26 protein-coding genes and 4 tRNA genes are annotated in these 24,287 nt (G+C 64.2%); 29 read left to right on the top strand and 1 reads right to left on the bottom strand.

Annotated elements, in window-relative coordinates; translation table 11 throughout:
• From fdhF to galU, 19 genes are all read left to right on the top strand, one after another.
• The gene (fdhF, locus tag PT85_RS14175; RefSeq protein WP_039607004.1) at positions 1–2,079 is read left to right on the top strand and encodes a formate dehydrogenase subunit alpha; all 2,079 of its coding nucleotides are present in this window, start codon (positions 1–3) and stop codon (positions 2,077–2,079) included.
• Entirely contained in the window at positions 2,066–3,076 is a 1,011-nt protein-coding gene (locus PT85_RS14170; RefSeq protein WP_039607003.1) for a 4Fe-4S dicluster domain-containing protein, read from the top strand. Before fdhF ends, PT85_RS14170 begins: the two co-directional genes overlap by 14 nt.
• On the top strand, positions 3,073–3,915 hold the full coding sequence (locus PT85_RS14165) for an FAD/NAD(P)-binding protein (RefSeq protein ID WP_052237696.1): 843 nt from the start codon (positions 3,073–3,075) through the stop codon (positions 3,913–3,915). The genes PT85_RS14170 and PT85_RS14165 overlap by 4 nt, the downstream gene beginning before the upstream one ends.
• Before the next feature lie 86 nt (positions 3,916–4,001).
• A complete protein-coding gene (locus PT85_RS14160) occupies positions 4,002–4,907 on the top strand; it encodes a universal stress protein (protein ID WP_039607002.1) in 906 nt (301 codons plus the stop codon).
• A 17-nt stretch (positions 4,908–4,924) separates the two neighbouring features.
• Entirely contained in the window at positions 4,925–5,584 is a 660-nt protein-coding gene (locus PT85_RS14155; RefSeq protein ID WP_052237695.1) for a dienelactone hydrolase family protein, read from the top strand.
• 269 nt (positions 5,585–5,853) lie between these two features.
• Complete coding sequence (locus PT85_RS14150; RefSeq protein ID WP_039607001.1) at positions 5,854–6,411, top strand: RNA polymerase sigma factor; 558 nt, start codon at positions 5,854–5,856, stop codon at positions 6,409–6,411.
• Complete coding sequence (locus tag PT85_RS14145; RefSeq protein WP_039607000.1) at positions 6,404–6,781, top strand: anti-sigma factor family protein; 378 nt, start codon at positions 6,404–6,406, stop codon at positions 6,779–6,781. Before PT85_RS14150 ends, PT85_RS14145 begins: the two co-directional genes overlap by 8 nt.
• A complete protein-coding gene (locus tag PT85_RS14140; RefSeq protein WP_039606999.1) occupies positions 6,778–7,242 on the top strand; it encodes a periplasmic heavy metal sensor in 465 nt (154 codons plus the stop codon). Before PT85_RS14145 ends, PT85_RS14140 begins: the two co-directional genes overlap by 4 nt.
• Positions 7,243–7,317: 75 nt before the next feature.
• Complete coding sequence (locus tag PT85_RS14135) at positions 7,318–7,803, top strand: hypothetical protein (RefSeq protein WP_039606998.1); 486 nt, start codon at positions 7,318–7,320, stop codon at positions 7,801–7,803.
• 84 nt (positions 7,804–7,887) lie between these two features.
• Positions 7,888–8,556 carry a phosphoribosyltransferase gene (locus tag PT85_RS14130; protein WP_039606997.1) on the top strand — a complete coding sequence of 223 codons (669 nt, stop codon included), beginning with the start codon at positions 7,888–7,890 and terminating at the stop codon, positions 8,554–8,556.
• 151 nt (positions 8,557–8,707) lie between these two features.
• The gene (gene gacA, locus PT85_RS14125; RefSeq protein ID WP_039560241.1) at positions 8,708–9,352 is read left to right on the top strand and encodes a response regulator transcription factor GacA; all 645 of its coding nucleotides are present in this window, start codon (positions 8,708–8,710) and stop codon (positions 9,350–9,352) included.
• Between the two features lies 1 nt (position 9,353).
• Positions 9,354–11,180 (top strand): excinuclease ABC subunit UvrC, encoded by a 1,827-nt coding sequence (uvrC, locus tag PT85_RS14120; RefSeq protein ID WP_039606996.1) that lies wholly within the window; start codon positions 9,354–9,356, stop codon positions 11,178–11,180.
• 33 nt (positions 11,181–11,213) lie between these two features.
• Entirely contained in the window at positions 11,214–11,774 is a 561-nt protein-coding gene (gene pgsA / locus PT85_RS14115) for a CDP-diacylglycerol--glycerol-3-phosphate 3-phosphatidyltransferase (RefSeq protein ID WP_027591011.1), read from the top strand.
• 61 nt (positions 11,775–11,835) lie between these two features.
• Positions 11,836–11,911, top strand: a tRNA-Gly gene (locus PT85_RS14110).
• Positions 11,912–11,952: 41 nt separating this feature from the next.
• Positions 11,953–12,026, top strand: a tRNA-Cys gene (locus tag PT85_RS14105).
• Between the two features lie 189 nt (positions 12,027–12,215).
• Positions 12,216–12,302: transfer RNA gene (locus PT85_RS14100), tRNA-Leu, on the top strand.
• A 192-nt stretch (positions 12,303–12,494) separates the two neighbouring features.
• The gene (locus PT85_RS14095; RefSeq protein ID WP_037009227.1) at positions 12,495–13,433 is read left to right on the top strand and encodes a DNA replication terminus site-binding protein; all 939 of its coding nucleotides are present in this window, start codon (positions 12,495–12,497) and stop codon (positions 13,431–13,433) included.
• 62 nt (positions 13,434–13,495) lie between these two features.
• On the top strand, positions 13,496–13,729 hold the full coding sequence (locus tag PT85_RS14090) for a hypothetical protein (RefSeq protein ID WP_027591010.1): 234 nt from the start codon (positions 13,496–13,498) through the stop codon (positions 13,727–13,729).
• A gap of 91 nt (positions 13,730–13,820) precedes the next feature.
• Complete coding sequence (gene galU / locus PT85_RS14085) at positions 13,821–14,660, top strand: UTP--glucose-1-phosphate uridylyltransferase GalU (protein ID WP_027591009.1); 840 nt, start codon at positions 13,821–13,823, stop codon at positions 14,658–14,660.
• Between the two features lie 11 nt (positions 14,661–14,671).
• Here the strand turns inward: galU and PT85_RS14080 are convergent, their stop codons facing one another.
• Positions 14,672–15,112 (bottom strand): VOC family protein, encoded by a 441-nt coding sequence (locus PT85_RS14080; RefSeq protein ID WP_027591008.1) that lies wholly within the window; start codon positions 15,110–15,112, stop codon positions 14,672–14,674.
• A 76-nt stretch (positions 15,113–15,188) separates the two neighbouring features.
• Between PT85_RS14080 and gorA the strand changes: the two genes are divergently transcribed.
• The 10 genes from gorA to PT85_RS14030 all read left to right on the top strand — a co-directional run bounded on the left by gorA (position 15,189) and on the right by PT85_RS14030 (position 24,275).
• Positions 15,189–16,541, top strand: a complete 1,353-nt coding sequence (gene gorA, locus PT85_RS14075) for a glutathione-disulfide reductase (RefSeq protein ID WP_039560244.1) — start codon at positions 15,189–15,191, stop codon at positions 16,539–16,541.
• A gap of 86 nt (positions 16,542–16,627) precedes the next feature.
• Positions 16,628–16,704: transfer RNA gene (locus PT85_RS14070), tRNA-Val, on the top strand.
• Between the two features lie 224 nt (positions 16,705–16,928).
• Positions 16,929–18,851, top strand: a complete 1,923-nt coding sequence (gene thrS, locus PT85_RS14065; protein ID WP_027591538.1) for a threonine--tRNA ligase — start codon at positions 16,929–16,931, stop codon at positions 18,849–18,851.
• A complete protein-coding gene (gene infC, locus PT85_RS14060; protein ID WP_175444358.1) occupies positions 18,851–19,399 on the top strand; it encodes a translation initiation factor IF-3 in 549 nt (182 codons plus the stop codon). Before thrS ends, infC begins: the two co-directional genes overlap by 1 nt.
• A 61-nt stretch (positions 19,400–19,460) precedes the next feature.
• Entirely contained in the window at positions 19,461–19,655 is a 195-nt protein-coding gene (rpmI, locus tag PT85_RS14055) for a 50S ribosomal protein L35 (protein WP_027591536.1), read from the top strand.
• Between the two features lie 30 nt (positions 19,656–19,685).
• The gene (gene rplT / locus PT85_RS14050) at positions 19,686–20,042 is read left to right on the top strand and encodes a 50S ribosomal protein L20 (protein ID WP_027591535.1); all 357 of its coding nucleotides are present in this window, start codon (positions 19,686–19,688) and stop codon (positions 20,040–20,042) included.
• 146 nt (positions 20,043–20,188) lie between these two features.
• Entirely contained in the window at positions 20,189–21,205 is a 1,017-nt protein-coding gene (pheS, locus tag PT85_RS14045; RefSeq protein ID WP_027591534.1) for a phenylalanine--tRNA ligase subunit alpha, read from the top strand.
• Between the two features lie 39 nt (positions 21,206–21,244).
• Positions 21,245–23,623, top strand: coding sequence for a phenylalanine--tRNA ligase subunit beta (gene pheT / locus PT85_RS14040; protein ID WP_039606995.1), 2,379 nt, complete (start codon positions 21,245–21,247; stop codon positions 23,621–23,623).
• 3 nt (positions 23,624–23,626) lie between these two features.
• Positions 23,627–23,929 carry an integration host factor subunit alpha gene (gene ihfA, locus PT85_RS14035; RefSeq protein WP_027591532.1) on the top strand — a complete coding sequence of 101 codons (303 nt, stop codon included), beginning with the start codon at positions 23,627–23,629 and terminating at the stop codon, positions 23,927–23,929.
• Positions 23,910–24,275 carry a MerR family transcriptional regulator gene (locus PT85_RS14030; protein WP_039606994.1) on the top strand — a complete coding sequence of 122 codons (366 nt, stop codon included), beginning with the start codon at positions 23,910–23,912 and terminating at the stop codon, positions 24,273–24,275. The genes ihfA and PT85_RS14030 overlap by 20 nt, the downstream gene beginning before the upstream one ends.
• Positions 24,276–24,287 lie beyond the last annotated feature (12 nt).

Genomic DNA, 24,287 nt, shown 5'->3' with positions numbered 1-24,287 from the left:
ATGCACGTGGTGCCGAGCATCTGCACCTTCTGTGGCGTCGGCTGCGGTCTGGGGCTGCGCGTGGAGGAGGGCCGGGTCATTGGCGTCGAGCCGCAACCCGGACATCCGGTCAGCGAAGGTCAGCTGTGCGCCAAGGGCTGGGCGTGCAGCTTCGCCGTCGAGCCCGCCGGGCGCCTGCGCGAGCCACTGGTTCGGGAAAACGGCCGCCTGCGCCCGGCCAGTTGGGAGGAGGCGCTGGCGCGAACCGCCGAAGGCTTCCAGCTGGCGCTCGACGAGCTGGGCCCGTCCGGTGTCGGGGTGATCAGCTGCGCCCATGCCAGCAACGAGGATAACTACGCGGCGCAGAAATTCGCCCGAGCGGTGCTCGGCACCCACAACATCGACCATTGCGCGCGCATCTGCCACAGCCCCTCGGTGGCCGGTCTGGGCCGCACCCTGGGCTCCGGGGCGATGAGTGGAGGCATCGCCGACATCGACCAGGCCGATCTGCTGCTGGTGATCGGCGCCGACGTCACCGAGAACCACGCCATGATCGGCGCGCGCCTGCTGCGCGCCCAGGCGCGCGGCGCCACGCTGATCGTCGTCGACCCGCGCCGCACCCGCCTGGCACGCCTGGCGGATATCCATCTGCAGCTGCGTCTGGGCAGCAACATCGCGTTGCTCAACGGCCTGCTGCACCTGATCCTCGCCAATGGCTGGGAGGATCGCGCCTTTCTCGCCGCGCGCTGCGAGGGCGAGGCTGCGCTGCGCCATCACCTGGCCAACTTCGATCTGGCGCAGTGCTGCGTGCAGACCGGGCTGGCGCTGGCCGAGCTGGAGCGGGTGGCCTATCTGTTCAGCCACGCCCGCGCCGCCTTTACCGCCTACGGCATGGGCATTACCCAGTTCCAGAGCGGCACCAACAACGTCATCGCGGTTTCCAACCTGGTGCTGGCCTGCGGCCAGAGCGGCCGGCCGGGTACCGGCATCAACCCGCTGCGCGGGCAGAACAACGTGCAGGGCGCCTGTGACATGGGCTGTCTGCCGGATGTCTATCCCGGCTACCAGCCGGCTGCCGACCCTGCCGTGCAGGCGCGCTTCGGCGCGGCCTGGGGCCGTCCGGCGCCCGCCTTGCCGGGGCTGACCTCGCTGGCCATGAGCGAGGCGGCGCGGCGCGGCCAGCTGCGCGCGCTGATGGTGATGGGCGAGGAGCTGGTGGTGACCGACCCGGACCAGAACCAGCTGTTGCGCGCGCTGCGGGCCCTGGATTTCCTGGTGGTGGTGGAACTGCGCCTGAGCGAGACCGCTCGGCTCGCTGACGTGGTGCTGCCGGCTGCCGCCTTCACCGAGAAGGATGGCACCTTCACCAACTGCGAGCGCCGCGTGCAGCGCATTCGCCAAGCTGTGGCGCCGCCCGGCACGGCGCGCGCCGACTGGCAGATCCTGTCCGCGCTGGCGGCGTGCATGGGCTATTCCGGCATGGACTGGCCGGACGCCGAGGCGGTCTTCGCCGAGATGACGGCGCTCACCCCGCTTTTCTCCGCCATGGATTATCCGGCGCTGGCTGTCGCGCATGGCCTGCAGTGGCCGTGCGACGCCGCGCATCCGCAGGGTTCGCCGCGCCTGCATGAACGGGGCTTCCCGCGGGGGCGCGGGCGGCTGCTGCCGGTCAGCCAGGTGCCGCTCGACGAGGTGCCGGATGCCGATTATCCCTTCGCCTTCACCACGCACCGCCTGCACTTCCACTACGGTGGCGGCGCGATGACCCGGCAGTCGCCACTGCTGGAACGGGAAACGCCGCTGGCGCTGCTGTTCATGCACCCGGCCGACGGCGCGGCGCTGGGCCTGGGCGAGCGCCAGGCGGTGCGCGTGCGCTCGCGGCGCGGCCGGCTGGAGACTCGGGTACACCTGACCGACGACGTGCCGCCGGGCACCCTGGCCATGCCGTATCACTTTCGCGAGGCGCCGTGCAACCAGCTGACCAATCCGGCCCAGGACCCGATCAGCCGCATGCCGGAGCTCAAGGCCTGCGCCGTGGCGGTGGAACCGCTGGCGCCGGGTGTGACTCCACGAACGACGGAACGCCATGGACGCCGTTGAACTCGACCGTCCGGAGCGGCTGCGCGCCTGGCTGGCGCGCCAGCGCACCGTGCATGAGGTGCGTGCCGACGGGCAGGGCGGTTGGCACTGGCAGGCGCTGGCGGCGGACGATGCCGCCCCGTTCGATCCACCGTCCGTGCTGCCGCCGTTCTCCGCCAAGGGCTTTTTCTTCGCCGAGCGCGAGCGGCTGTTTCGCTTCGACGGCGGGCAGTTCCTCGGCCTGATGCCAGAGGTCGAGCTGCAGGTGCTGTTCGGCCTGCATGCCTGCGATTTGCGGGCGGTCGCCTACCAGGACCAGTTCTTCGCCGCCGATCCCCATTACCAGGCCCGCCGCCGGGCCAGTCTGCTGGTTGCGCTGGAGTGCCGGCACAGCTGCGCGGGCGGTTTCTGCAGCCTGGTCGGCAGCGGACCCCGGGTGCATGACGGCGACGCCGATCTGATCCTGCTGCCGCTGTCGCAAGGCTGGCGGCTGCTGGTCGCATCCGCCGCTGGCGCCGAGGCGCTGCGCGGCTTCGATGCGCCGGCGGCGCCGGACGATGGGGAGGCGGAGCGCCAGGAAAATGCCCGGCGGGTGGCGGCCGAGCAGGGCCCGCAGACGGAGGTGGCGCGGGGCATCCAGGCGCTGCACGCCGGGCGCATCACCGAGGAGACCTGGGATGCGGTGGGCCTGCGCTGCCTCGGTTGCTCCGGCTGCACCACGGTCTGCCCGACCTGTTCCTGCTTCGCCCCGCTGGACGTGGCGGACGAGGAGGGCGGAGTCGCGCGCGAGCGGGTCTGGGATTCCTGTCTGTACGAGGCGTTCCAGCGCGAGGCCAGCGGGCACAACCCCACCGCCAGCGCCGGGCAGCGCGTGCGGCGCTTCTGGTATCACAAGTTCGGCGAGGCGTTTCGCGAGCAGTTCGACGCCTATGGCTGCGTGGGTTGCGGGCGCTGCGACCGGGTCTGTCCGGGTGGCATCGGCGTGCACGGCGTCATGGGCCGGGTGGCGAAGCCATGATCGACGCGACGCCGCGCCGTCTGTGGCTTGAGCATGGCTATGTGGATGGCGAGGACACCCGCCACTTCACCTTTCGCCTGGACGCTCCACACGCCGGCGATGGCGCCGTGCGCCCCGGGCAGTTCTTCATGCTCTGCGTGCCCGGCGTCGGCGAGGCGCCGTTCACCTATGTACGGCCCCCGGATCCGGACGGCCGCTTCAGCGCGCTGGTGCGCCGGATGGGGCGGGTCACCGATGCGCTGTTGGCCTGCGCGCCGGGTGCGCTGCTGGGCTATCGCGGCCCGTTCGGCCACGGTTGGCCGCATGACCTGCCGGCGGGTGGCCGGGTGCTGGCGGTGGCGGGGGGATGCGGCCTGGCACCCCTGGCCAGCATGATCGAGGACGCCTGCGCGCCGGACGCGCCCTGGCGTTTGACGCTGTTGTACGGCGCTCGCCATGCCGCCGCCCAGGTGCTGGGCCGGGAACGGGCGCGCTGGCGCAAGCTGCTGCCGCTGTTCGAGAGCTTCGATCAACCACCCCCCGGCCAGCGACCCGGTACGCCCCTGGACCAGCTCGATCGTGTGTTCGCCGCAGGCGGCGTGGACGCGCTGCTGTGTTGCGGCCCGGAACCGCTGATGTTGGCCAGCGCGCGCGAATGCCTGCGGCGCGGCCTGCCCGCCGAGCGCATCTGGCTGTCGCTGGAGCGGCGCATGCACTGCGCCGATGGCCTGTGCGGACATTGCTATCTGGGTGCGAGTTACGTCTGTCGTGACGGTCCCACCTACCGCTATGACCATTACCTGCGCCTGCTGCGGGGGAGTGGCGCCGACGCCCTGCCGGCGGCGCCCGGCTACTGCTAGCAGCGCGTGACCGGCGGCGCGGGACGCACGGGTATTCGCACCTATGCTCACAGCAGTGCCGCGGGCGAAAAAAGGGAGGAATTGCCATGGGCCACTATCAGCGACTGTTGACTCTCGTCGATCTGCGTCAGCGCCATTCCCCGGCCTTGCAACGGGCTGCCGTGCTGGCCAGGGAGAGCGATGCAGGCCTGCATGTGCTGGCCTGCATCGAGCCGCCGTGGTCCTGGCCGCTGTTGGAGCATGACGTGCGCAGCAAGTCGCAGGACGGCTTTGTCCTGGAGGCCAGGCAGCATCTGGAAGCCCAGATCGAATCTCTGCGCCACCAGGGGTTGAATGTCACGGCGGAGGTGGTGTGGACGGCCGACCCGCATGCCGAGATCCTGCGTTATGTGGAGGAAATGCAGCCGGACGTGCTGGTCAAGGATGTCGAGCGGGTCGGTGAACTCCGTCGAACCTTCACCACGCCGCTCGACTGGCAATTGCTGCGTGACTGCGCGGTGCCCCTGCATCTGGTGGGCGAGGGCGGGCACGCGCATCCCCGGCGGATCGCGGCGGCGGTGGATACCGGGGGGGACAAGGCCCCTGACAGCCCGCTGAACCGGCGCATCGTCGAGGCGGCCAATACCCTGGCGCTGCAGTGCGATGCCGAGCTGCATCTGGTGCACGCCTTCGATCCGATGGCGGTGTTCCTGGGCGACTTCAGCGGTTTCAGCGCCTCGTGGGCCGACCTTGCGGGCGACCTGCAGGCCAGCGAGCGCAGCGATTTCCTGCACTTCGCCGACGCGTGCGGCGTGCCGCAGGATCGCCGCCATTTCCTGCTCGGTCCCCCCACCCTGATGCTCGCCGGATTCGCGCGGGATGTCGGCATCGACGTGTTGGTCATGGGGCGTATCCAGCGGCGGGGGCTGGAGCGGTATGTCGGCAGCACCACCGAGCACCTGCTCTACCAGATGCCCGGCAGCCTGTTGGCGATTCGTCCGGAAAACACCTGAAGTAGCGAGGAGGGCCCATGCACACCCTGGAACCGATGTCCCTGTTCCTGACCCTTGACGACGCCGGCCTGGCGGCCGACCTGCTGCGGCCGCCCGAGGCGCGCGGCTTGGTGGTGTTCGTGCATGGCAGCGGCAGTGGCCGGCGCAGCCCGCGCAACCAGCAGGTGGCGCGTACCTTTGCCAGGCGGGGCCTGGCGACGCTGCTGTTCGATCTGCTCACCGAGGACGAACAGCGCATCGATGCGCTGACGCGCCGCCTGCGCTTCGACATTCCGCTGCTGGCGCGGCGCATCGTCGGGGTGATCGACTGGCTGGAGCGGGACCCGGAACTGGCCATGCTACCGCTCGGCCTGTTTGGCGCCAGCACCGGCGCAGCCGCCGCGCTGATCGCCGCCGCGCAGCGGCCGCACGTAGTGCGTGCCGTGGTGTCGCGGGGCGGACGGACCGACCTGGCCCGCGAATCGCTGGATGGCGTGGCGGCGCCCACCCTGCAGATCGTGGGTGAGCTCGATCACGAGGTGCTGTCGCTCAATCGCGAGATCGCCCACCACCTGCATTGCGTCCAGCAGGTGACCGTGGTGGCGGGTGCTACCCACCTGTTCGAGGAAGCGGGCGCCCTGGAGGAAGTGGCGCAACATGCCGGCGACTGGTTCGAACGCTTCCTGGTGGCCAGCTAGCCGTGTGGAGCCCCAGGCCACGCCTGCACCCTGCAGGTCAGCAGAGTCCGACATGCAGGCGTTCCTGAAGCCGGCGCCGGCTCTGTTACGGGTCGCGGCGTTCCTTCGCCGGCCGTTCCAGGCGCGCTGGCTTAACCGAGGCTGAATGGCGATTTTTCTTGATCGCGATCCAGTGTTCCGTGCGCCGTGCTGAGTAACCCTGACGACGTCCGGGAACCTTTTTACCGCTGTGTTCGTTAACGCCCGGCAACTTCCGATCCGGGCAGGGCATGAAACACACGGATGAAGAACTGATCGAGCAGGCCCAGGCCGGCAACCCGCATGCCTTCGGCCTGCTGGTACGTCGTCACCAGGCGTGGGTGCTTCGCTTTGTGCGACGGCTGCCAGGCACGCCGGCTGACGCGCCAGACATCGCCCAGGAAACCTTCCTCAAGGCCTGGCAGGCAATCGCCCGCTGGCGACCCGAAGCGCGCTTTCGCACCTGGCTGCTGCAGATTGCTCGTAATACCACCCGTGATGAATGGCGTCGACAACTACGCCAACCTTCCGAGCCGTTCGAGGTTGAACAGCATGTGGACCCGTCTCCATCGCCGGTTCGGCGGCTGGAGCTGGATCGCCGCCTGCGTCAGTTGGAACGGCTTCTCGAACGCCTTCCGGCCGAGCAGCGGGAGGTCCTGCTGTTGCGAGAGCAGGAGGGGCTGTCATACGCCGAGCTGTCGAATCTGCTGGGCATTCCGCCCGGTACGGTGAAGTCGCGGCTGGCCAGGGCCCGCGCGGGGGTGCTGGAGCACTATCGACTGGAAGGAGGAGAGCACCTGCATGACTGAGCATCTGCACCAGGAGGCGCTGTCCGCCTTGCTGGACGGCGAGTTGGAACCTGCCCTGCGTCCGATGGCCGAGGCACATCTGCCCACCTGTGCCGATTGCCAGGCGCGCCTTGTCGAGCTGCGTGTACTGGGCGAGGACCTTCGCGCCTTGCGGGGGCGTACACGAGCAGCCTCCGGCCCGCGCCGCCTCCCTCTGGCGCTGGGTGCTGCGGCTTCGCTGCTGCTTGGCGTGCTGCTGGGCTCCACGCTCGTCACGCCAGAGCGCCGGGAAATGCCCGCCTCGGCGCTGCTGGCAGTGCTGAGCAGCACGCCTCCCGGCGGGCTGTGCGCCCGCCCCGAATTCTGCCAACCCCAAGGAGTTTCACAATGAGTTCCACCCTGCAACGCCGCCTGCTGGCGGTCTCCCTGTTGATCAACCTGGGCGTGCTGGTTGCTGCGCTCTGGTCGCAGCTGGCCAGCGAGGGCTTGCCGATGCCCTCCGGAGCCCAGACCAGCCTGACTCGCGAGCTGCAACTGAACAGTCGGCAGCTGCAGCGCTGGCATGACGCCGAAGCGCCGTTCCTGGCGCAACTGCGGGCGTCCATGCAGGCGATAGGCGAACAGCGCGACAGCCTGGTGCGCGGGATCTTCGCCGCCGAGACGGACATCGAGAAGATCGAGGCGGCGCGGGTGCGGATCGCCGAGCTGCAGGAGCGGCAGCAGCGTCTGGTGATCGATCAGTTGCTGCGTGAGCGGGAGATTCTCGAACCGTCGCAGCGCGATCGACTGGCAGACATTCTGCTAGGCCAGCCAGTAGGGCCAATCGGCCTCGATCAGTTGCACCGGGAGTGACGACGGGAACATTTTTCCGCGCGCCAGCGTTACAGGTTCGAGCCCGCTTCGGGTGTTTATCGACGAGATAAGGACATGACCATGCATTACCGTTCGCTGTTGCTTCCCCTGCTGCTGGGCAGCCTTTCCCTGGGTACCGCCACCGCCAGTCTGGCGGCCGGCGGCCATGATCATCATCAACACGGCGATAGCGCCCAGACGCTGCGCCTGGACAACGGCAAGCGCTGGGTCACGGATGCGCCGCTGCGCAAGGCCATGGGTGAGCTGGGTTCGGCGCTGCATGCCACGCATGACGCGATCCACCAGGACCGTCTGCCGACGGCGGAGTACGAACGTCTGGCGGCGCTGGTGAATGACCGGGTGGCCTACATGGTGAAGAACTGTTCGCTGCCGGAGCAGGCCGACGCCCAGTTGCACCTGATCATCGCCTCCCTTATGGCCGGTGCCGAGGAAATGGCCGGGCACGGCGGCGAGGGACGGCGTGCGGGCGCGGTACGGGTCATCATGGCGCTGAACGATTACGGCAGTCATTTCGACGATCCGACGTTCAAGCGCTTCTGACCCTCCGATCAGGGACCGGTTGCGGCCGGTTCCTGGCTTTCTATGCTGGAGCATGAACGCTGATCCTGACCAAGGTGGCCGGCCATGCCCAAGCACTCGCTGGATGTTCCCATTCCCGATCGGGTTGCCGCCGGCCGCGCCCTTTCCGAGCTGCTGGCCGGGCAGGGTGGCCCGCAAACCCTGGTGCTGGCGCTACCCCGCGGCGGCGTGCCGGTGGCGTTCGAGGTCGCCCTGGCGCTGGATTGCCCGCTGGACCTGATGCTGGTGCGCAAGCTGGGGGTGCCGGGGCACAGCGAGCTGGCTATGGGCGCGATTGCCAGCGGCGGGGTGCGGGTGCTCAACGAGGATATCCTCCGCTCCCTGGGCATCGGCGAAGTGGCGATAGACGCGGTCGAGCGGCGCGAGACGGAGGAGCTGGCCCGGCGCGAGCGCGTCTACCGGGGCGAGCGGCCCATGCCGGAGGTGAAGGGCAAACGGGTGATTCTGGTCGATGACGGCATCGCCACCGGGGCGACCATGCGCGCCGCTGTGCAGGCGGTACGCAAGCTGGGTGCCGCGCATGTCACCGTGGCGGTACCCGTGGGCGCGCAGGAAACGCTCGCCGTGCTGCGGCATGAGGCGGACGAGGTGATCTGTCCGCTGGTTCCCGAACCCCTTTGGGCTATCGGTCGGTGGTACCGCGATTTTTCGCAGACCTCGGACGAAGAAGTGATTGATCTGTTGCGGCGCGCCTGGGAGCGACCCATCGCTTGAATTGAGCCATTCCTGTGGCGCGATAAGCTCCCCGGCCTGTCAGGATCCGCACAGCGCGAGCGTGCGAGCTAGGCGAAGCACGCGCTTTTTTGCTAGGGTTCGGCCACACGAAGAAGCCGTCGGCTGAGCGGCCGAGTGAATGAGGTGCGTCTTGATAAGGCTGCTGGTTGTCGATGATCACGATCTGGTGCGGGCGGGCATTGTTCGCATGCTGGCCGATATCAGGGATCTGCAAGTCGTGGGGGAGGCGGACTCCGGTGAGGAGGCGCTGAGGAAGGCTCGCGAGCTGAAGCCTGACGTGGTGCTGATGGACGTGCGCATGCCGGGTATCGGCGGGCTGGAGGCCACGCGCAAGCTGTTGCGCAGCCATCCCGACATCAAGGTGGTGGTGGTGACCGTCTGCGAGGACGATGTGTTCCCGACCCGCCTGCTCCAGGCGGGCGCCTCGGGCTACCTGACCAAGGGCGCCGCACTGGAGGAAATGGTCCAGGCGATCCGCCAGGCCTTCGCCGGCCAGCGCTACATCAGCCCGCAGATCGCCCAGCAGTTGGCGCTGAAGTCCTTCCAGCCGCAGAACCAGGGCTCGCCGTTCGACCAGCTCTCCGAGCGGGAAATCCAGATCGCCCTGATGATCGCCGGTTGCCAGAAGGTGCAGAGCATCTCCGACAAGTTGTGCCTGTCCCCCAAGACGGTGAACACCTACCGCTACCGCATTTTCGAGAAACTGGCCGTGACCAGTGATGTGGAGCTGGTGCTGCTGGCCGTGCGCCACGGCATGGTCGACGCCACCAGCTGACATGACGCCTTCCGTGTTCGATCCGGCCGCCTTCCTGGCGGCCTGCAGTTCCCATCCGGGCGTGTACCGGATGTTCGATGCCGAGGGCCGGCTGCTCTACGTCGGCAAGGCCCGCAACCTCAAGAAGCGCCTCTCCAGCTACTTCCGCACGACCGGCCTGGCGGTGAAGACCGCTGCGCTGGTGTCTCGCATCGCCCAGGTGGAAACCACCATCACCGCCAACGAGACCGAAGCGCTGCTGCTCGAGCAGACGCTGATCAAGGAATGGCGGCCGCCGTACAACATCCTGCTGCGCGACGACAAATCCTACCCGTACGTGTTTCTGTCCGACGGCGATTATCCGCGGCTGGGCATCCATCGCGGTGTCAAGAAGGCGAAGGGTCGCTACTTCGGCCCCTATCCCAGCGCCGGGGCCATTCGTGAAAGCCTGGCGTTGCTGCAGAAGGCCTTCCTGGTGCGCCAGTGCGAGGACAGCTACTTCCGCAATCGTACCCGCCCGTGCCTGCAGTACCAGATCAAGCGCTGCAAGGGGCCTTGCGTCGGGCTGGTCAGTCCGGCGGAGTACGCCGAGGATGTGCGCCACTCGGTGATGTTCCTGGAGGGTCGCAGCAATGCGCTGGCCGCCGAGCTGACCACAGAGATGGAGCAGGCGGCGATGAGTCTTGAATTCGAGCGCGCCGCCGAGCTGCGCGACCAGGTCGGCATCCTGCGCCGCGTCCAGGATCAGCAGAGCATGGAAGGCGGCACTGGCGATGTGGACGTGATCGCCGCCATCGTCAACCCGGGCGGCGCCTGTGTGCATCTGATCAGCGTGCGGGCAGGGCGGGTGCTGGGCAGCAAGAATTTCTTCCCACAGGTGGCCATCGAGGAGGACAGTGCCAGTGTGCTAGCCGCCTTCCTGGCCCAGTACTATCTGGGCAGCAGTGAGCGGGATCTGCCGGCCGAGCTGATCGTCAATGCCCAGCATGAGGACTTCCCGACGCTGCTGACCGCCATCGCCGAGCTGCGCGGCCGCGAGCTGAGCATCAGCGTACGTGTGCGCGGCACTCGGGCGCGCTGGCAGCAGTTGGCAGTCACCAATGCCGAGCAGGCGCTGGCCGCCCGTCTGGCCAACCGGCAGCATACCGCGGCGCGTTTCGAGGCCCTGGCGCAGGCCCTGGCGCTGGAAGAACAGCCGACCCGGCTGGAGTGCTTCGACATCAGTCATTCCAGCGGCGAGGCGACGGTGGCGTCCTGCGTGGTGTTCGGCCCCGAGGGGGCGCTGAAATCCGACTATCGACGCTACAACATCGAAGGCGTGGCACCCGGTGACGACTACGCCGCCATGCACCAGGCGCTGACCCGTCGCTTCGGCAAGCTCAAGGAGGGGGAGGGCAAGGTTCCCGACATCCTGCTGGTGGATGGCGGCAAGGGCCAGCTCAACATGGCGCGCGAGGTGCTGCAGGAAATGGCCGTGGGCGGCATGCTGCTGCTCGGCGTGGCCAAGGGTGTGACCCGCAAGCCGGGGCTGGAGACGCTCTACCTCAATGACGCCGAGCACGAATTCACCCTGCCGGCTGATTCGCCTGCACTGCACCTAATCCAGCAGATCCGCGACGAAGCCCACCGTTTCGCCATCACGGGCCATCGTGCCCGGCGCGGTAAGGCTCGCCGTACCTCGACCCTGGAGGGCATTGCTGGCGTCGGGCCGACACGCCGTCGTGAGCTGCTCAAGCACTTCGGTGGTCTACAGGAGCTTGGCCGCGCCAGTATCGAAGAGATCGCCAAGGCACCGGGTATAAGCAAAAAACTGGCCGAGTCGATTTATGCCGCCCTGCACAGTGAGTAGAATGCCGTGCCACCCCGCCGCCCAAGCCTGCCCATGAACATCCCCAATCTGCTCACTGTCTTACGCGTTCTGCTTATTCCGGTTTTCATTCTGCTGTTTTACCTGCCGTTTTCCTGGAGCTACTGGGCTGCCAGCGCAGTGTTCGCCCTGGCGGCGGTGACCGACTGGTTCGATGGCTACCTGGCGCGACGCCTGGAGCAGAGCACGCCGTTCGGTGCGTTCCTCGACCCGGTGGCCGACAAGCTGATGGTGGCCGTGGCGCTGGTGCTGCTGGTGGAAGAGCACAGCAATCTCTGGCTGACCCTCCCTGCGGCGATCATCATCGGTCGAGAGATCGTGGTGTCCGCCCTGCGGGAATGGATGGCGGAGCTCGGGGCCCGGGCTCAGGTCGCGGTATCCCAGTGGGGCAAATGGAAGACCGCCGCACAGATGGTTGCACTGGTCATCCTCCTGGCCAACCCGGCGGTATTCACGCTCTGGGTGTTACTCGGCTACGGCCTGCTGTTCATTGCTGCAGGCCTGACCCTGTGGTCCATGTGCCAGTATCTGCTGGCTGCCTGGCCGCATCTGCGGGTCACCCCGGAAAAGAAATAAGTTTTTTGAATCAAAGGCTTGACGGCGTGTTTGGAAACGATAGAATGGCGGCCGTCACCAAGCGGGAATAGCTCAGTTGGTAGAGCACAACCTTGCCAAGGTTGGGGTCGCGAGTTCGAGTCTCGTTTCCCGCTCCAATTTTTGATGTTGGCGCCGCAGATGCGGCGCTTTCATTTGAGGCCGGGTGGCAGAGTGGTCATGCAGCGGATTGCAAATCCGTGTACGCCGGTTCGATTCCGACCTCGGCCTCCACTATTGAAAAGCCCTGCAGATTTAATCTGCGGGGCTTTTTATTTTGCGTTGAATATACCGTTCAATCGTGCTGTTTCCCTGTATTCAATAAGTACAACTCGTTGATACGACTGGACTTTCATGTTGCTGGGCGGAGTTGCGGCAACTTGCCTAAGCCTGGGTGTCTGTATATAGTCCGGCCACTTCGCTGCCCGAATGGCGAAATGGTAGACGCAGGAGACTTAAAATCTCTCGACCGTCAAGGTCGTGCCGGTTCGAGTCCGGCTTCGGGCACCACCTCGATTCAGTCCTTCGCTCTTCTTCCGGCGGAGCTGCCGCCAGGCGCTTCCATACCCTTCGTGCCAGCAGAAATGCTCGTGCCTTCCAGTCGCAACTTCCTGATTCATTAATACCACCCCTATATTTGCGTTAGTCTGTCTGCCTTACCTCCTGCCCAGGCCAACAGGGCAGGGTATGCTGGAGGGCGCCATGTACGACGACATCCGTAATGCCCATGCCGAGCTGCGCGAGGCGCTGCTGGGTTTCAATGCACAATGGCCGGGCCAGGTTGTTTCAGGCGTAGCCTGGCGGTTGCCTTTGCTACGGGAGCAGAAGGCTCCTGATGTGATTTCCGTCGAGCGCCTGACCGGCAATGACGCCATCCAGTCTGCCAAGGCCGCTTTCTCCATGCTGGAGCGGGCGTCGGGGCAGGCCCCGGGTACGGTGATGCGCCTGCCTGGTTACTTCGAGGTCAGGGATTGTCTGCTGGATCAGGTGCGAGCAATCAATCGGCTCAAGGATGCTCTGGTCGCGACGGTGGAGCAGACCCGTCTGGAGATGAATCTGGCCAAGACGGCACGCCCACGGCTTTTGCGGGCGGCCCTAGGGGCTGGTTTTTCCATGATGCAGGTGTCTCGGCATATCCAGGCCTTCGATGCGGCGCCCCGTCTTCTGGTGTTCACATGGGCAGGGCATACGGCCGGCGCCGAGAAGGTTCTCGTGAAGGATGTCCGTGAGTTGCTTCTGGTGCGCGCCCAACAGCAGGCAGCGGAGGCGCGCTGCTCGGTGGAGCGTACCCCGGCGGGATTGGAGTTGCAGAGCATTGCAAGCCTGGCCGACGAGCAGGTGCTGCATCGCTACAAGAAACTGGCGCCTCATCCGCGGCTCATGTTCTGGTTCAGTGAAGCCACCCGCTACGACGCCATGGTGCATGCCAATCTGCCGGTGTTTATTCGCGTGGGCGGCGCGCCGAAGGTGCGTGAGCTGGGAGATTTCGATCGTGCGGCTCGCCAGGCCGAGCGTCCGGATCGTAAACCTAGGGTTCCAGTGATCCCGCGCATGAACCTCTACTTGCCCACGACTGCCCGCGCAATAACTGCTCTTCCTGCTGGGCGCCTGGAGACCATTGCGTCGACTTACAAGGGCTGACCGGCGAGCTTTCGCCCGCTTTTGCTGTCCATTCCCAGACGGCAGTGGAGGAGGGTGGGCGTATGATCTTCAGGCACTTCGAACATTATGAGGCGGTTGCCTCGGCGCTTCCGGTGGAGGACGGTTATCAGGCGGTGATCGCGGTCAAGACGCGCGACCCTGATGCCAGGCCTGTGGTGCATACCCTGGCGGAGGGGCATCGGTATGATCTCGCTTTCGAGGCCGAGGAGGTTGCGCATGCCGCACTGGCCAAGCTCAAGGAGATCAGCAGGGAGGGTGAGTTGCTTTGGGAATAACGAAGCAAAACGGCAGGTATTTTCTACACTGTCCGACTTATCAGGCGGACACGCCGCATCGTTCTGACTTTCTCGCGAACCAAGGATGGCCATGATCAAGAAATGTCTGTTTCCGGCAGCTGGCTACGGCACCCGATTCCTTCCAGCTACCAAGGCTATGCCCAAGGAAATGCTGCCAGTGGTCAACAAGCCGCTGATTCAGTACGGAGTGGAGGAAGCCCTGGAGGCAGGTCTCAATCAGATCGCCATTGTCACTGGACGTGGCAAGCGGGCGCTGGAGGATCACTTCGACATCAGCTATGAGCTGGAACACCAGATTCGCAACACCGATAAGGAGCGCTACCTGAGTGGCATCCGCCGCCTCATCGACAGTTGCAGTTTCTCGTATACCCGTCAGATCGAGATGCGGGGGCTGGGGCACGCCATTCTCAGCGGTCGCCCGCTGATCGGTGATGAGCCGTTTGCAGTGGTATTGGCGGATGACCTTTGCCTGAATACCGAGGGTGATGGCGTGCTGGCCCAGATGGTGCGCCTCTACAACCAGTTCCGCTGCTCCATCGTGGCCATCGAGGAAGTCCCGCCGGAGGAGACGTCCAAGTACGGCATCATCGCTGGCGAGGCCATTCGCGACGACATCTATCGGGTCAGTAGCATGGTGGAGAAGCCTCGGCCGGAAGATGCGCCGTCGAATCTGGCGATCATCGGTCGCTATATCCTCACTCCGGACATCTTCGAGCTGATCGAACAGACCGAACCGGGCAAGGGCGGTGAAATCCAAATCACCGATGCGCTGATGAAGCAGGCTCAGCAGGGCTGCGTGCTGGCTTACCGCTTCAAGGGGCGGCGTTTCGACTGCGGCAGTGCCGAAGGCTATATCGCAGCCACCAACTTCTGTTTCGAGCACTTCTACAAGGCCGGCAAGGCGTTCTGATTCAGCCTCTGTCAGGTGGGCGGGCCGTCTCCGGCGCTTTTTAGCGGCTTGGCGCCCGGTCCTAGTGGTTGGCCATAGCTGAATTCCACATAGTTCCCGGCCGGGTCGCGCACGCCACAGTAATAGCCGGCCGGGAAAGAGTCGTCCCGGGGTGGCCAGATCAGGCAGTCGGCCTGGCGCGCGCGCTCGGCAATCTCATCCACCGCCTCCCGGCTGGGCAAGGCGAATCCGAAGTGGCTGTAATCGTCTGTAGCCAGTTGACGTTCGTTGCCGCCCGGCATCATGACGATGACGAACGCGTGTTCGCGGCCGGGTTCGGCCATCCAGACGATGCGCGAGCCCTTGGCGGGCCTCTGGTGTATCAGTCGGAGTCCGCAGAAGTCGGAATAGAACGCTATGCAGGCGTCAAGGTCGGGGACATGCAGCGCGATGTGCGTCAGTGTGGGGCCCATGACGGTTCTCCTGAGCGAAATGCCCCAGTCCGGGAATGCTGGGGTATGCTGGCGGCCTGAATCAGGAGACAACACTATGGCCTATGATTTCGACCTCTTCGTCATTGGCGCCGGCTCCGGTGGTGTCCGTGCGGCGCGTTTTGCCGCCGGCTTCGGTGCGCGCGTGGCGGTTGCCGAAAGTCGCTACCTGGGTGGCACCTGCGTGAACGTGGGATGCGTGCCGAAGAAGCTGCTGGTCTACGGCGCGCATTTCGAGGAAGAACTGCGACAGGCCAAGGGTTATGGCTGGACGAGTGGTGAGCCTGCGTTCGACTGGTCGACGCTGATCGCCAACAAGAACCGGGAGATCGAGCGTCTCAACGGGATCTATCGCAAGCTGCTGGTCGACAGCGGCGTCAAGCTCCTGGAGGGGCATGCGCGTCTGGTAGGTGGCCAGCATGTTGAGGTCGATGGGCAGCGCTATAGCGCCAGGCATATCCTGATCGCCACCGGAGGCTGGCCGCAGAAGCCGGACATTCCCGGCGCCGAGCATGCCATTACTTCCAACGAGGCGTTCTACCTCGAACAGCTGCCGCAGCGTGTGCTGGTGGTCGGTGGTGGCTATATCGCGGTGGAGTTCGCCTCCATCTTCCATGGCCTGGGTGCGAAGACCTCGCTGCTTTACCGTCGCGATCTGTTTCTGCGTGGCTTCGATGAGAGTCTGCGGGTGCATCTCCGTGACGAGATGGAGAAGAAAGGCGTTGACCTGCAGTTCAACAGCGACATCCGGCGCATCGACAAGCAGGCCGACGGCACTCTCAAGGCGACGCTGGCCGACGGTCGGGTGCTGGAAACCGACTGCGTCTTTTATGCCACCGGGCGCCGGCCGATGCTGGACAACCTGGGGCTGGAGAACACGCGTATCGAGCAGGATGATCGGGGCTTCATCCGGGTCGACAACCTGTACCGCACCACGGACCCCTACGTTCTGGCCATCGGCGACGTGATCGGCCGTGTGCAACTGACGCCAGTGGCGCTGGCAGAAGGCATGGCGGTGGCGCGTCGCCTGTTCAGGCCGGAGGAGTACCGCCCGTTGAGCTATGAGCTCATACCGACCGCAGTGTTTAGCCTGCCAAATATCGGTACGGTGGGTCTTTCCGAGCAGCAGGCGCGTGAAAAGCACCGCGTGAAAGTCTTCGAAAGCCGTTTTCGGCCCATGAAGCTGAGTCTCACGGAGTCCCAGGAGCGCACCCTCATGAAGCTGGTAGTGGATGCCGACAGCGACCGTGTATTGGGTTGCCACATGATCGGTCCGGAAGCCGGCGAGATCATCCAGGGCCTGGCGGTGGCGATGAAGGCTGGCGCCACCAAGCGCGATTTCGACGACACCCTGGGAATTCACCCGACCGCCGCGGAGGAGTTCGTCACCATGCGTACCGCACGCGAGTGAATCCCAAAAAATGCGGCGATTCAGGGCGTTAGCGAAAAAACCAGTTGACAGGATGAGGGCTGTGCGTAGAATGCACGGCCATCGGAAGGCACATAGCTCAGTTGGTTAGAGCACCACCTTGACATGGTGGGGGTCGTTGGTTCGAGTCCAATTGTGCCTACCAAATTCCAAGAAAGGGTCGCCGCAAGCGACCCTTTTTTATGGCTGCTTGCCAGATGCCTGGCTTTCTGGAAGCATCCGCGGCTTCGATTTCCAGTGCTCCGGTTCGACGGGTTAGGCCTCAGGCCTCCTGCCACAGTGCGGCGGGTTCTTCCGGCGGATCGCTTTACTGGCTCATCCCAACCCATGTGGCCTTTGGTAGGGGTCACCACTAGGAGAGGAGGCGCCATGCCCATCATTACTCTTCCCGACGGTAGTCAGCGTTCATTCGATCATCCGGTCAGCGTGGCCGAGGTGGCGCAGTCCATTGGTGCGGGCCTGGCCAAGGCGACGATCGCCGGCAAGGTCAACGGTCGCCTGGTCGATGCCTGCGACCTGATCGAAAATGATGCCACCCTGCAGATCATCACGTCGAAGGACGAGGAAGGGCTGGAGATCATTCGTCACTCCTGCGCCCACTTGGTGGGGCATGCAGTCAAGCAGCTCTATCCGAATGCCAAGATGGTCATCGGCCCGGTGATCGACGAGGGCTTCTATTACGACATCGCCATCGATCGCCCCTTCACGCCGGAGGATATGGCGGCGATCGAAGCGCGAATGGCCGAGCTGATTGCCAAGGATTACGACGTCATCAAGAAAATGACGCCGCGCAATGAGGTCATCGAGGTCTTCAGGGCGCGTGGCGAAGAGTACAAGCTGCGCCTGATCGACGATATGCCGGACGAGAAGGCGATGGGTCTGTACTACCACGAGGAATACGTGGACATGTGCCGGGGGCCGCACGTGCCGAACACCCGCTTCCTCAAGGCCTTCAAGCTGACCCGCATATCCGGCGCCTACTGGCGCGGCGACTCGAAGAACGAGCAGTTGCAGCGAATCTATGGCACTGCCTGGGCCGACAAGAAGCAGCTGGCTGCTTATATCCAGCGCATCGAGGAAGCCGAGAAGCGCGATCACCGTCGACTGGGCAAGCGCCTGGGGCTGTTTCACACCCAGGAAGAAGCGCCCGGCATGGTGTTCTGGCACCCGAACGGCTGGAGCGTGTATCAGGGGCTCGAGCAGTACATGCGCCAGGTTCAGCGCGAAAACGGCTATGTCGAGGTGCGCACCCCCCAAGTGGTGGATCGCATCCTCTGGGAGAAGTCCGGGCACTGGTCGAACTATGCCGAAAACATGTTCACCACCTCCTCGGAGAACCGCGACTACGCAGTCAAGCCGATGAACTGCCCGTGCCACGTGCAGATCTTCAACCAGGGCCTGAAGTCTTACCGCGATCTGCCGTTGCGCATGGCTGAGTTCGGTGCTTGCCACCGCAATGAGCCGTCCGGCGCGCTGCACGGCATCATGCGGGTGCGTGGCTTCACCCAGGATGACGCGCATATCTTCTGCACCGAGGATCAGGTGCGCCAGGAAGCGGCCGACTTCATCCGGCTGACGCTCAAGGTCTACGCGGACTTCGGCTTTACTGACATCGCCATGAAGCTCTCGACCCGACCGGCCAAGCGCGTCGGCTCCGACGAGCTCTGGGATCGCGCCGAGGAGGCCTTGGCGCAGGCGTTGAATGAATCCGGCCTGGCCTGGGAGTACCAGCCGGGCGAGGGCGCCTTCTACGGTCCGAAGATCGAGTTCACCCTGCGTGATTGCCTGGGCCGCAACTGGCAGTGCGGCACCCTGCAGTACGACCCGAACCTGCCCGAGCGGCTGGATGCCAGCTACATCGCTGAGGACAACCAGCGCAAGCGGCCGGTCATGCTGCACCGGGCGATCCTGGGTTCGTTCGAGCGCTTCATCGGCATCCTGATCGAACATTACGAAGGATCCTTCCCGGCCTGGCTGGCTCCGACCCAGGCGGTGATCATGAACATCACCGACAAGCAGGCGCCATTCGCCGAGGAAGTCGAGAAAACCCTGAATTCCCAAGGCTTCCGGGCAAAGGTTGACTTGAGAAACGAGAAGATCGGCTTTAAAATCCGCGAGCATACTTTGCTCAAGGTTCCCTACCTCCTAGTTATTGGAGACCGGGAAGTTGAGACACGGTCCGTCGCTGTGCGCACCCGCGAAGGTACTGATCTGGGCAGCATGCCCATCGAGCAGTTCAGCGGTTTGCTGGCACAGACGGTTTCCCGGCGTGGTCGCCAAGCATCGGAGTAATGACTATTAAGCGTGATATGAGACAAGACAAACGGGCACCCAAGCCTCCGATCAATGAAAACATCAGTGCTCGTGAGGTCCGTCTGATCGGTGCGGATGGCGAACAGATCGGCATCGTCTCCATCGACGAAGCCCTGAGGGTCGCCGAAGAGGCAAAGCTGGACCTGGTGGAAATTTCCGCCGAGGCCCTGCCTCCGGTTTGTCGCATCATGGATTACGGCAAGCACCTGTTCGAAAAGAAGAAGCAGCAGGCGGCGGCCAAGAAGAACCAGAAGCAGATTCAGATCAAGGAAATCAAGTTCCGTCCAGGAACCGAGGAAGGGGACTATCAGGTCAAGCTTCGCAACCTGATCCGTTTCCTCAGTGAAGGGGACAAGGCCAAGGTATCCCTGCGATTCCGCGGTCGTGAGATGGCTCACCAGGAGCTGGGCATGGAGCTGTTGAAGCGGGTCGAAGCCGATCTCGCCGAATACGGCGCCGTTGAACAGCATCCGAAGCTGGAAGGACGCCAGCTGATGATGGTCATCGCTCCCAAGAAGAAAAAATAACTACCAGGGCACTGGCAGGCCTTGCAGTTATTTGTAAGCACTCAGCTACGGAGTACCGAACATGCCAAAGATGAAAACCAAGAGTGGTGCCAAGAAGCGCTTCAAGCCGACCGCAAACGGCTTCAAGCACAAGCACGCTTTCAAGAGCCACATCCTGACCAAGATGACGACCAAACGTAAGCGTCAGCTGCGGGGCACTTCGCTGATGCACCCGTCTGACAAGGCGAAGGTCGAGCGCATGCTGCGCGTTCGTTAATCCGGTCAAGATTTTTAGAGGACTTTACTCATGGCTCGTGTTAAGCGTGGCGTTATCGCTCGTGCTCGTCACAAGAAAATTCTGAAGCTCGCCAAGGGCTACTACGGTGCACGCTCCCGCGTGTTCCGCGTTGCCAAGCAGGCGGTGATCAAGGCTGGCCAGTACGCCTACCGTGACCGCCGTCAGCGCAAGCGCCAGTTCCGCGCTCTGTGGATCGCTCGTATCAACGCCGGTGCTCGTCAGAACGGTCTGTCCTACAGCCGCCTGATCGCTGGCCTGAGAAAGGCGGCCATCGAGATCGACCGCAAGGTTCTGGCCGATCTGGCAGTCAACGAAAAGACCGCCTTCGCCGCGATCGTCGAGAAAGCCAAAGCCTCTCTGGCCTAACTTCCCCGGCATACCGGATTCGTCCGGAGCGAAGCGTCAACGATAGGGGAAGAGCCTTGGGCTCTTCCCCTATTTTGTATTTGAAGGGCTCTTGCAAAAACGCCTGACACAGCGGGTGCTTTTGCAAGATCCTCGGGAGGATGTACATGGAAAATCTCGATGCACTGGTCGCCCAAGCGCTGGAGGCCGTGCGAGGCAGCGAAGACATCAACGCCCTCGAACAGATCCGGGTGCAATACCTGGGCAAGAAGGGTGAGATCACCCTGCTGATGCAGACGCTGGGCAGGCTCTCGGCGGAAGAGCGTCCCAAGGCCGGCGCGCTTATCAATGCCGCCCGTGACCAAGTGCAAGGTGCATTGGCGGCGCGCAAGGCTGATCTGGAAGCCGCCGCCCTGCAGGCCAAACTGGCTGCCGAGCGGATCGATGTGACGCTGCCCGGCCGTGGCCAGGCATCCGGTGGTCTGCACCCGGTTACCCGCACCAAGGAGCGCATCGAACAGTTCTTCACCCATATCGGCTACAGCGTGGCCGAGGGGCCCGAAGTCGAGGACGACTATCACAACTTCGAGGCCCTCAACATCCCCGGCCACCACCCGGCCCGGGCGATGCACGACACCTTCTACTTCAACGCCAACATGTTGTTGCGTACCCATACCTCGCCGGTGCAGGTGCGCACCATGGAGAACCAGAAGCCACCGATCCGCATCGTCTGCCCGGGACGTGTGTACCGCTGCGATTCGGATATCACCCACTCGCCGATGTTCCATCAGGTCGAAGGCCTGCTGGTCGACAAGGGCATCAGCTTTGCCGACCTGAAGGGCACCATCGAGGAGTTCCTGCGGGTGTTCTTCGAAAAGCCGCTGGGCGTGCGGTTCCGTCCTTCCTTCTTCCCGTTCACCGAGCCGTCCGCCGAAGTCGACATGCAATGCGTGATGTGCTCAGGCAAGGGCTGTCGTGTCTGCAAGCAGACCGGTTGGCTGGAGGTGATGGGTTGCGGCATGGTGCACCCCAACGTGCTGCGCATGTCCGGAATCGACCCCGAGGAATTCCAGGGCTTTGCCTTCGGCATGGGCGTGGAGCGTCTGGCCATGCTGCGCTACGGCGTCAATGACTTGCGCCTGTTCTTCGACAACGACCTGAGGTTCCTGGCGCAATTCCGCTAGGCCCGCGTCCGACACGAACCGAACAGGAGAGAGCAGAAGATGAAATTCAGTGAACAGTGGCTGCGCAGCTGGACCAACCCCGAAGTCGATCGCGACACGCTGGTGGCCAAGCTGTCCATGGTGGGCCTGGAAGTCGACAGCGTGACCCCGGTGGCTGGTGACTTCCATGGCGTGGTGGTGGGTGAGATTCTCAGTGCCGAGCAGCATCCCGATGCCGACAAGCTGCGCGTATGCCAGGTCAGCAACGGCAGCGAAACCTTCCAGGTGGTCTGCGGCGCACCCAATGCCCGTGCGGGCATCAAGATTCCCTTTGCCATGATCGGTGCCGAGCTGGGCGAGGACTTCAAGATCAAGAAGGCCAAGCTGCGCGGCGTGGAATCCTACGGCATGCTGTGCTCGGCCTCCGAGCTGAAGGTCAGCGAGGATCACAGCGGCCTGATGGAGCTGGCGGCCGATGCCCCGTTGGGTATGGATATCCGCGAGTACCTGGGCCTGGATGACGTGGTCATCGAGATCGGCCTCACCCCCAACCGTGGCGACTGCCTGTCGCTGGCCGGTTTGGCCCGGGAAGTAGGCGCCATCTACGGCAGCGACGTACAACCGGTGGCGATCCAGCCGGTGGTGCCCGTCCACGAGGAAACCCGCCCGGTGGAACTGCTGGCCCCGCAGGCCTGCCCGCGTTACCTGGGACGTGTCATTCGCAACGTCGACCTGAGTCGTCCGACGCCGCTGTGGATGGTCGAGCGCCTGCGCCGCTCCGATATTCGCAGCATCGATCCGGCCGTCGATGTCACCAACTACGTGATGCTGGAACTCGGCCAGCCCATGCACGCCTTCGATCTGGCCGAGATTCGCGGCGGCATCCGGGTGCGCATGGCGGAGCAGGGCGAGAAGCTGGTTCTGCTGGACGGCCAGGAAGCCACGCTGACGGCGGACACCCTGGTGATCGCCGACCACGAACGTCCGCTGGCCATTGCCGGTGTGATGGGCGGCGAACACAGCGGCGTGAGTGCGCAGACCCGGGATCTGTTCCTGGAATCAGCGTTCTTCGATCCGATCGCCCTGGCCGGCAAGGCGCGCGGTTATGGCCTGCACACCGATGCATCGCATCGCTTCGAGCGCGGCGTGGATTTCGAGCTGGCCCGTCAGGCCATGGAGCGCGCCACTGCGTTGTTGCTGGAAATCGTCGGCGGTGAAGCCGGCCCGGTCGTCGAGGCCGTCAGCGAGGCCGATCTGCCCAAGCGTGACGCCGTTATCCTACGCAGCGACCGTATCGCGCAGATGCTGGGGCTTGAGCTGGAGCCTGCGCTGGTGGAGCGTCTGCTCGCCGCCCTGGGCCTGGCTGTGAGCGCCAAGGTAGAGGGTGTTTGGGAAGTACAGATCCCCAGTCATCGCTTCGATATCGCCCTGGAAGTCGACCTGATCGAAGAGCTTGGGCGCCTGTACGGTTACGACCGCTTGCCGGTTCGTTATCCGCAGGCGCGACTGGCACCTCAGGCGCGCGCAGAAGCGACAGCCGAGTTGCCCGCGTTGCGTCGCCTGCTGGTTGCCCGTGGCTATCAGGAGGCAATCACCTACAGCTTCATCGATCCCAAGCTGTTTGCCCAGTTCAACCCTGAGGCGACTCCGCTGGTATTGGCCAATCCGATTTCCGCCGACATGGCGGCGATGCGTGCCTCCCTCTGGCCGGGTCTGGTCAAGGCGGTCCTGCACAACCTCAATCGCCAGCAGAATCGGGTGCGTTTGTTCGAAAGCGGCCTGCGCTTTGTGGGTCAGCTCCCCCAGCTCCAGCAGGAGTCGATGCTAGCGGGTGTGATCACCGGTAATCGCCTCCCAGAATCCTGGAGCCATGGGCGCGAGAGCGTGGACTTCTATGACCTCAAGGGGGACGTGGAAGCGCTGCTGGCTGCTGCAGGCGATGCGGGGGCCTTCCGGTTCGTTGCCGGAGAGCATCCGGCCCTGCACCCGGGGCAGTGCGCGCGTATCGAGCGGGAAGGACGAACGGTCGGTTATATGGGCGCCATTCATCCGCAACTAGCCACGGAGCTGGGCATCGAGCAGCCGCTGTTCCTCTTCGAGCTGCACCTGGCCGAACTGGCAGTGGGCAAGCTGCCGGCATTCCGAGAGCTGTCACGCTTCCCTGAAGTGCGCCGCGACCTGGCATTGCTGGTTGATCGCGACACGCCAGCCGAGGAGGTTCTGGGTTGTATTCGAGAGTGCGCAGGGGATTACCTGACTGATCTCAAGCTGTTTGATGTCTATCAGGGCAAAGGCATTGATCCGTCTCGTAAAAGTCTGGCAGTCGGCTTGACCTGGCAGCATCCTTCGCGCACTCTTAACGACGATGAGGTGAGCGCTGCGACCCAAACCATCCTCACCTCGCTGGGAGATCGGTTCAACGCCACGTTAAGGATGTAGCGTATGGGGGCTCTGACGAAAGCTGAAATGGCTGAACGTCTGTATGAAGAGCTGGGCCTGAACAAGCGAGAAGCCAAGGAATTGGTCGAGCTGTTCTTTGAGGAAATTCGCCAGGCCCTGGAGCAGAACGAACAGGTCAAACTGTCCGGGTTCGGCAACTTCGATCTGCGCGACAAACGTCAGCGCCCCGGAAGAAATCCGAAGACGGGCGAAGAGATCCCCATCACGGCGCGCCGTGTGGTGACTTTCCGCCCGGGCCAGAAGCTCAAGGCAAGGGTTGAAACCTATGCCGGAAGCAAATCCTAAAGGCGGCCCGGACGACCTGCCGCCCATCCCGGGCAAGCGCTACTTCACCATTGGCGAGGCCAGCGACCTCTGCGCCGTCAAGCCCCACGTCCTGCGCTACTGGGAACAGGAATTTTCCCAGCTTAGTCCGATGAAGCGGCGGGGTAACCGCCGCTACTACCAGCGTCATGATGTCCTGGTCATCCGCCAGATTCGCTCCCTCCTCTACGACCAGGGCTTCACCATCAGCGGTGCTCGGCAGAAGCTGTCCGGCCAGGAAGCTATCGAAGACACTACACAAACACGACAGCTCATCCGGCAAACATTATGCGAGCTGGAAGACGTGTTGCGGATCCTGCGCAATTGAGGGTCTCCTCGC

Origin of the sequence: Pseudomonas flexibilis (assembly GCF_000806415.1) — a bacterium.
In the GTDB taxonomy this organism is placed as follows: Bacteria; Pseudomonadota; Gammaproteobacteria; order Pseudomonadales; family Pseudomonadaceae; genus Serpens; species Serpens flexibilis.
This window is presented reverse-complemented; position numbering and strand designations above follow the sequence as displayed.

Coding starts and splice junctions, on each gene's coding strand:
- infC (WP_175444358.1), top strand. CDS start 18,851: ATGACTATTAAGCGTGATATGAGACAAGACAAACGGGCACCCAAGCCT.
- gorA (WP_039560244.1), top strand. CDS start 15,189: ATGGCCTATGATTTCGACCTCTTCGTCATTGGCGCCGGCTCCGGTGGT.
- pgsA (WP_027591011.1), top strand. CDS start 11,214: ATGAACATCCCCAATCTGCTCACTGTCTTACGCGTTCTGCTTATTCCG.
- PT85_RS14130 (WP_039606997.1), top strand. CDS start 7,888: ATGCCCAAGCACTCGCTGGATGTTCCCATTCCCGATCGGGTTGCCGCC.
- PT85_RS14080 (WP_027591008.1), bottom strand. CDS start 15,112: ATGGGCCCCACACTGACGCACATCGCGCTGCATGTCCCCGACCTTGAC.
- PT85_RS14155 (WP_052237695.1), top strand. CDS start 4,925: ATGCACACCCTGGAACCGATGTCCCTGTTCCTGACCCTTGACGACGCC.
- rpmI (WP_027591536.1), top strand. CDS start 19,461: ATGCCAAAGATGAAAACCAAGAGTGGTGCCAAGAAGCGCTTCAAGCCG.
- rplT (WP_027591535.1), top strand. CDS start 19,686: ATGGCTCGTGTTAAGCGTGGCGTTATCGCTCGTGCTCGTCACAAGAAA.
- PT85_RS14150 (WP_039607001.1), top strand. CDS start 5,854: ATGAAACACACGGATGAAGAACTGATCGAGCAGGCCCAGGCCGGCAAC.
- fdhF (WP_039607004.1), top strand. CDS start 1: ATGCACGTGGTGCCGAGCATCTGCACCTTCTGTGGCGTCGGCTGCGGT.
- pheS (WP_027591534.1), top strand. CDS start 20,189: ATGGAAAATCTCGATGCACTGGTCGCCCAAGCGCTGGAGGCCGTGCGA.
- PT85_RS14140 (WP_039606999.1), top strand. CDS start 6,778: ATGAGTTCCACCCTGCAACGCCGCCTGCTGGCGGTCTCCCTGTTGATC.
- PT85_RS14090 (WP_027591010.1), top strand. CDS start 13,496: ATGATCTTCAGGCACTTCGAACATTATGAGGCGGTTGCCTCGGCGCTT.
- PT85_RS14165 (WP_052237696.1), top strand. CDS start 3,073: ATGATCGACGCGACGCCGCGCCGTCTGTGGCTTGAGCATGGCTATGTG.
- ihfA (WP_027591532.1), top strand. CDS start 23,627: ATGGGGGCTCTGACGAAAGCTGAAATGGCTGAACGTCTGTATGAAGAG.
- pheT (WP_039606995.1), top strand. CDS start 21,245: ATGAAATTCAGTGAACAGTGGCTGCGCAGCTGGACCAACCCCGAAGTC.
- thrS (WP_027591538.1), top strand. CDS start 16,929: ATGCCCATCATTACTCTTCCCGACGGTAGTCAGCGTTCATTCGATCAT.
- PT85_RS14095 (WP_037009227.1), top strand. CDS start 12,495: ATGTACGACGACATCCGTAATGCCCATGCCGAGCTGCGCGAGGCGCTG.
- PT85_RS14030 (WP_039606994.1), top strand. CDS start 23,910: ATGCCGGAAGCAAATCCTAAAGGCGGCCCGGACGACCTGCCGCCCATC.
- PT85_RS14170 (WP_039607003.1), top strand. CDS start 2,066: ATGGACGCCGTTGAACTCGACCGTCCGGAGCGGCTGCGCGCCTGGCTG.
- uvrC (WP_039606996.1), top strand. CDS start 9,354: ATGACGCCTTCCGTGTTCGATCCGGCCGCCTTCCTGGCGGCCTGCAGT.
- PT85_RS14135 (WP_039606998.1), top strand. CDS start 7,318: ATGACCATGCATTACCGTTCGCTGTTGCTTCCCCTGCTGCTGGGCAGC.
- PT85_RS14145 (WP_039607000.1), top strand. CDS start 6,404: ATGACTGAGCATCTGCACCAGGAGGCGCTGTCCGCCTTGCTGGACGGC.
- galU (WP_027591009.1), top strand. CDS start 13,821: ATGATCAAGAAATGTCTGTTTCCGGCAGCTGGCTACGGCACCCGATTC.
- PT85_RS14160 (WP_039607002.1), top strand. CDS start 4,002: ATGGGCCACTATCAGCGACTGTTGACTCTCGTCGATCTGCGTCAGCGC.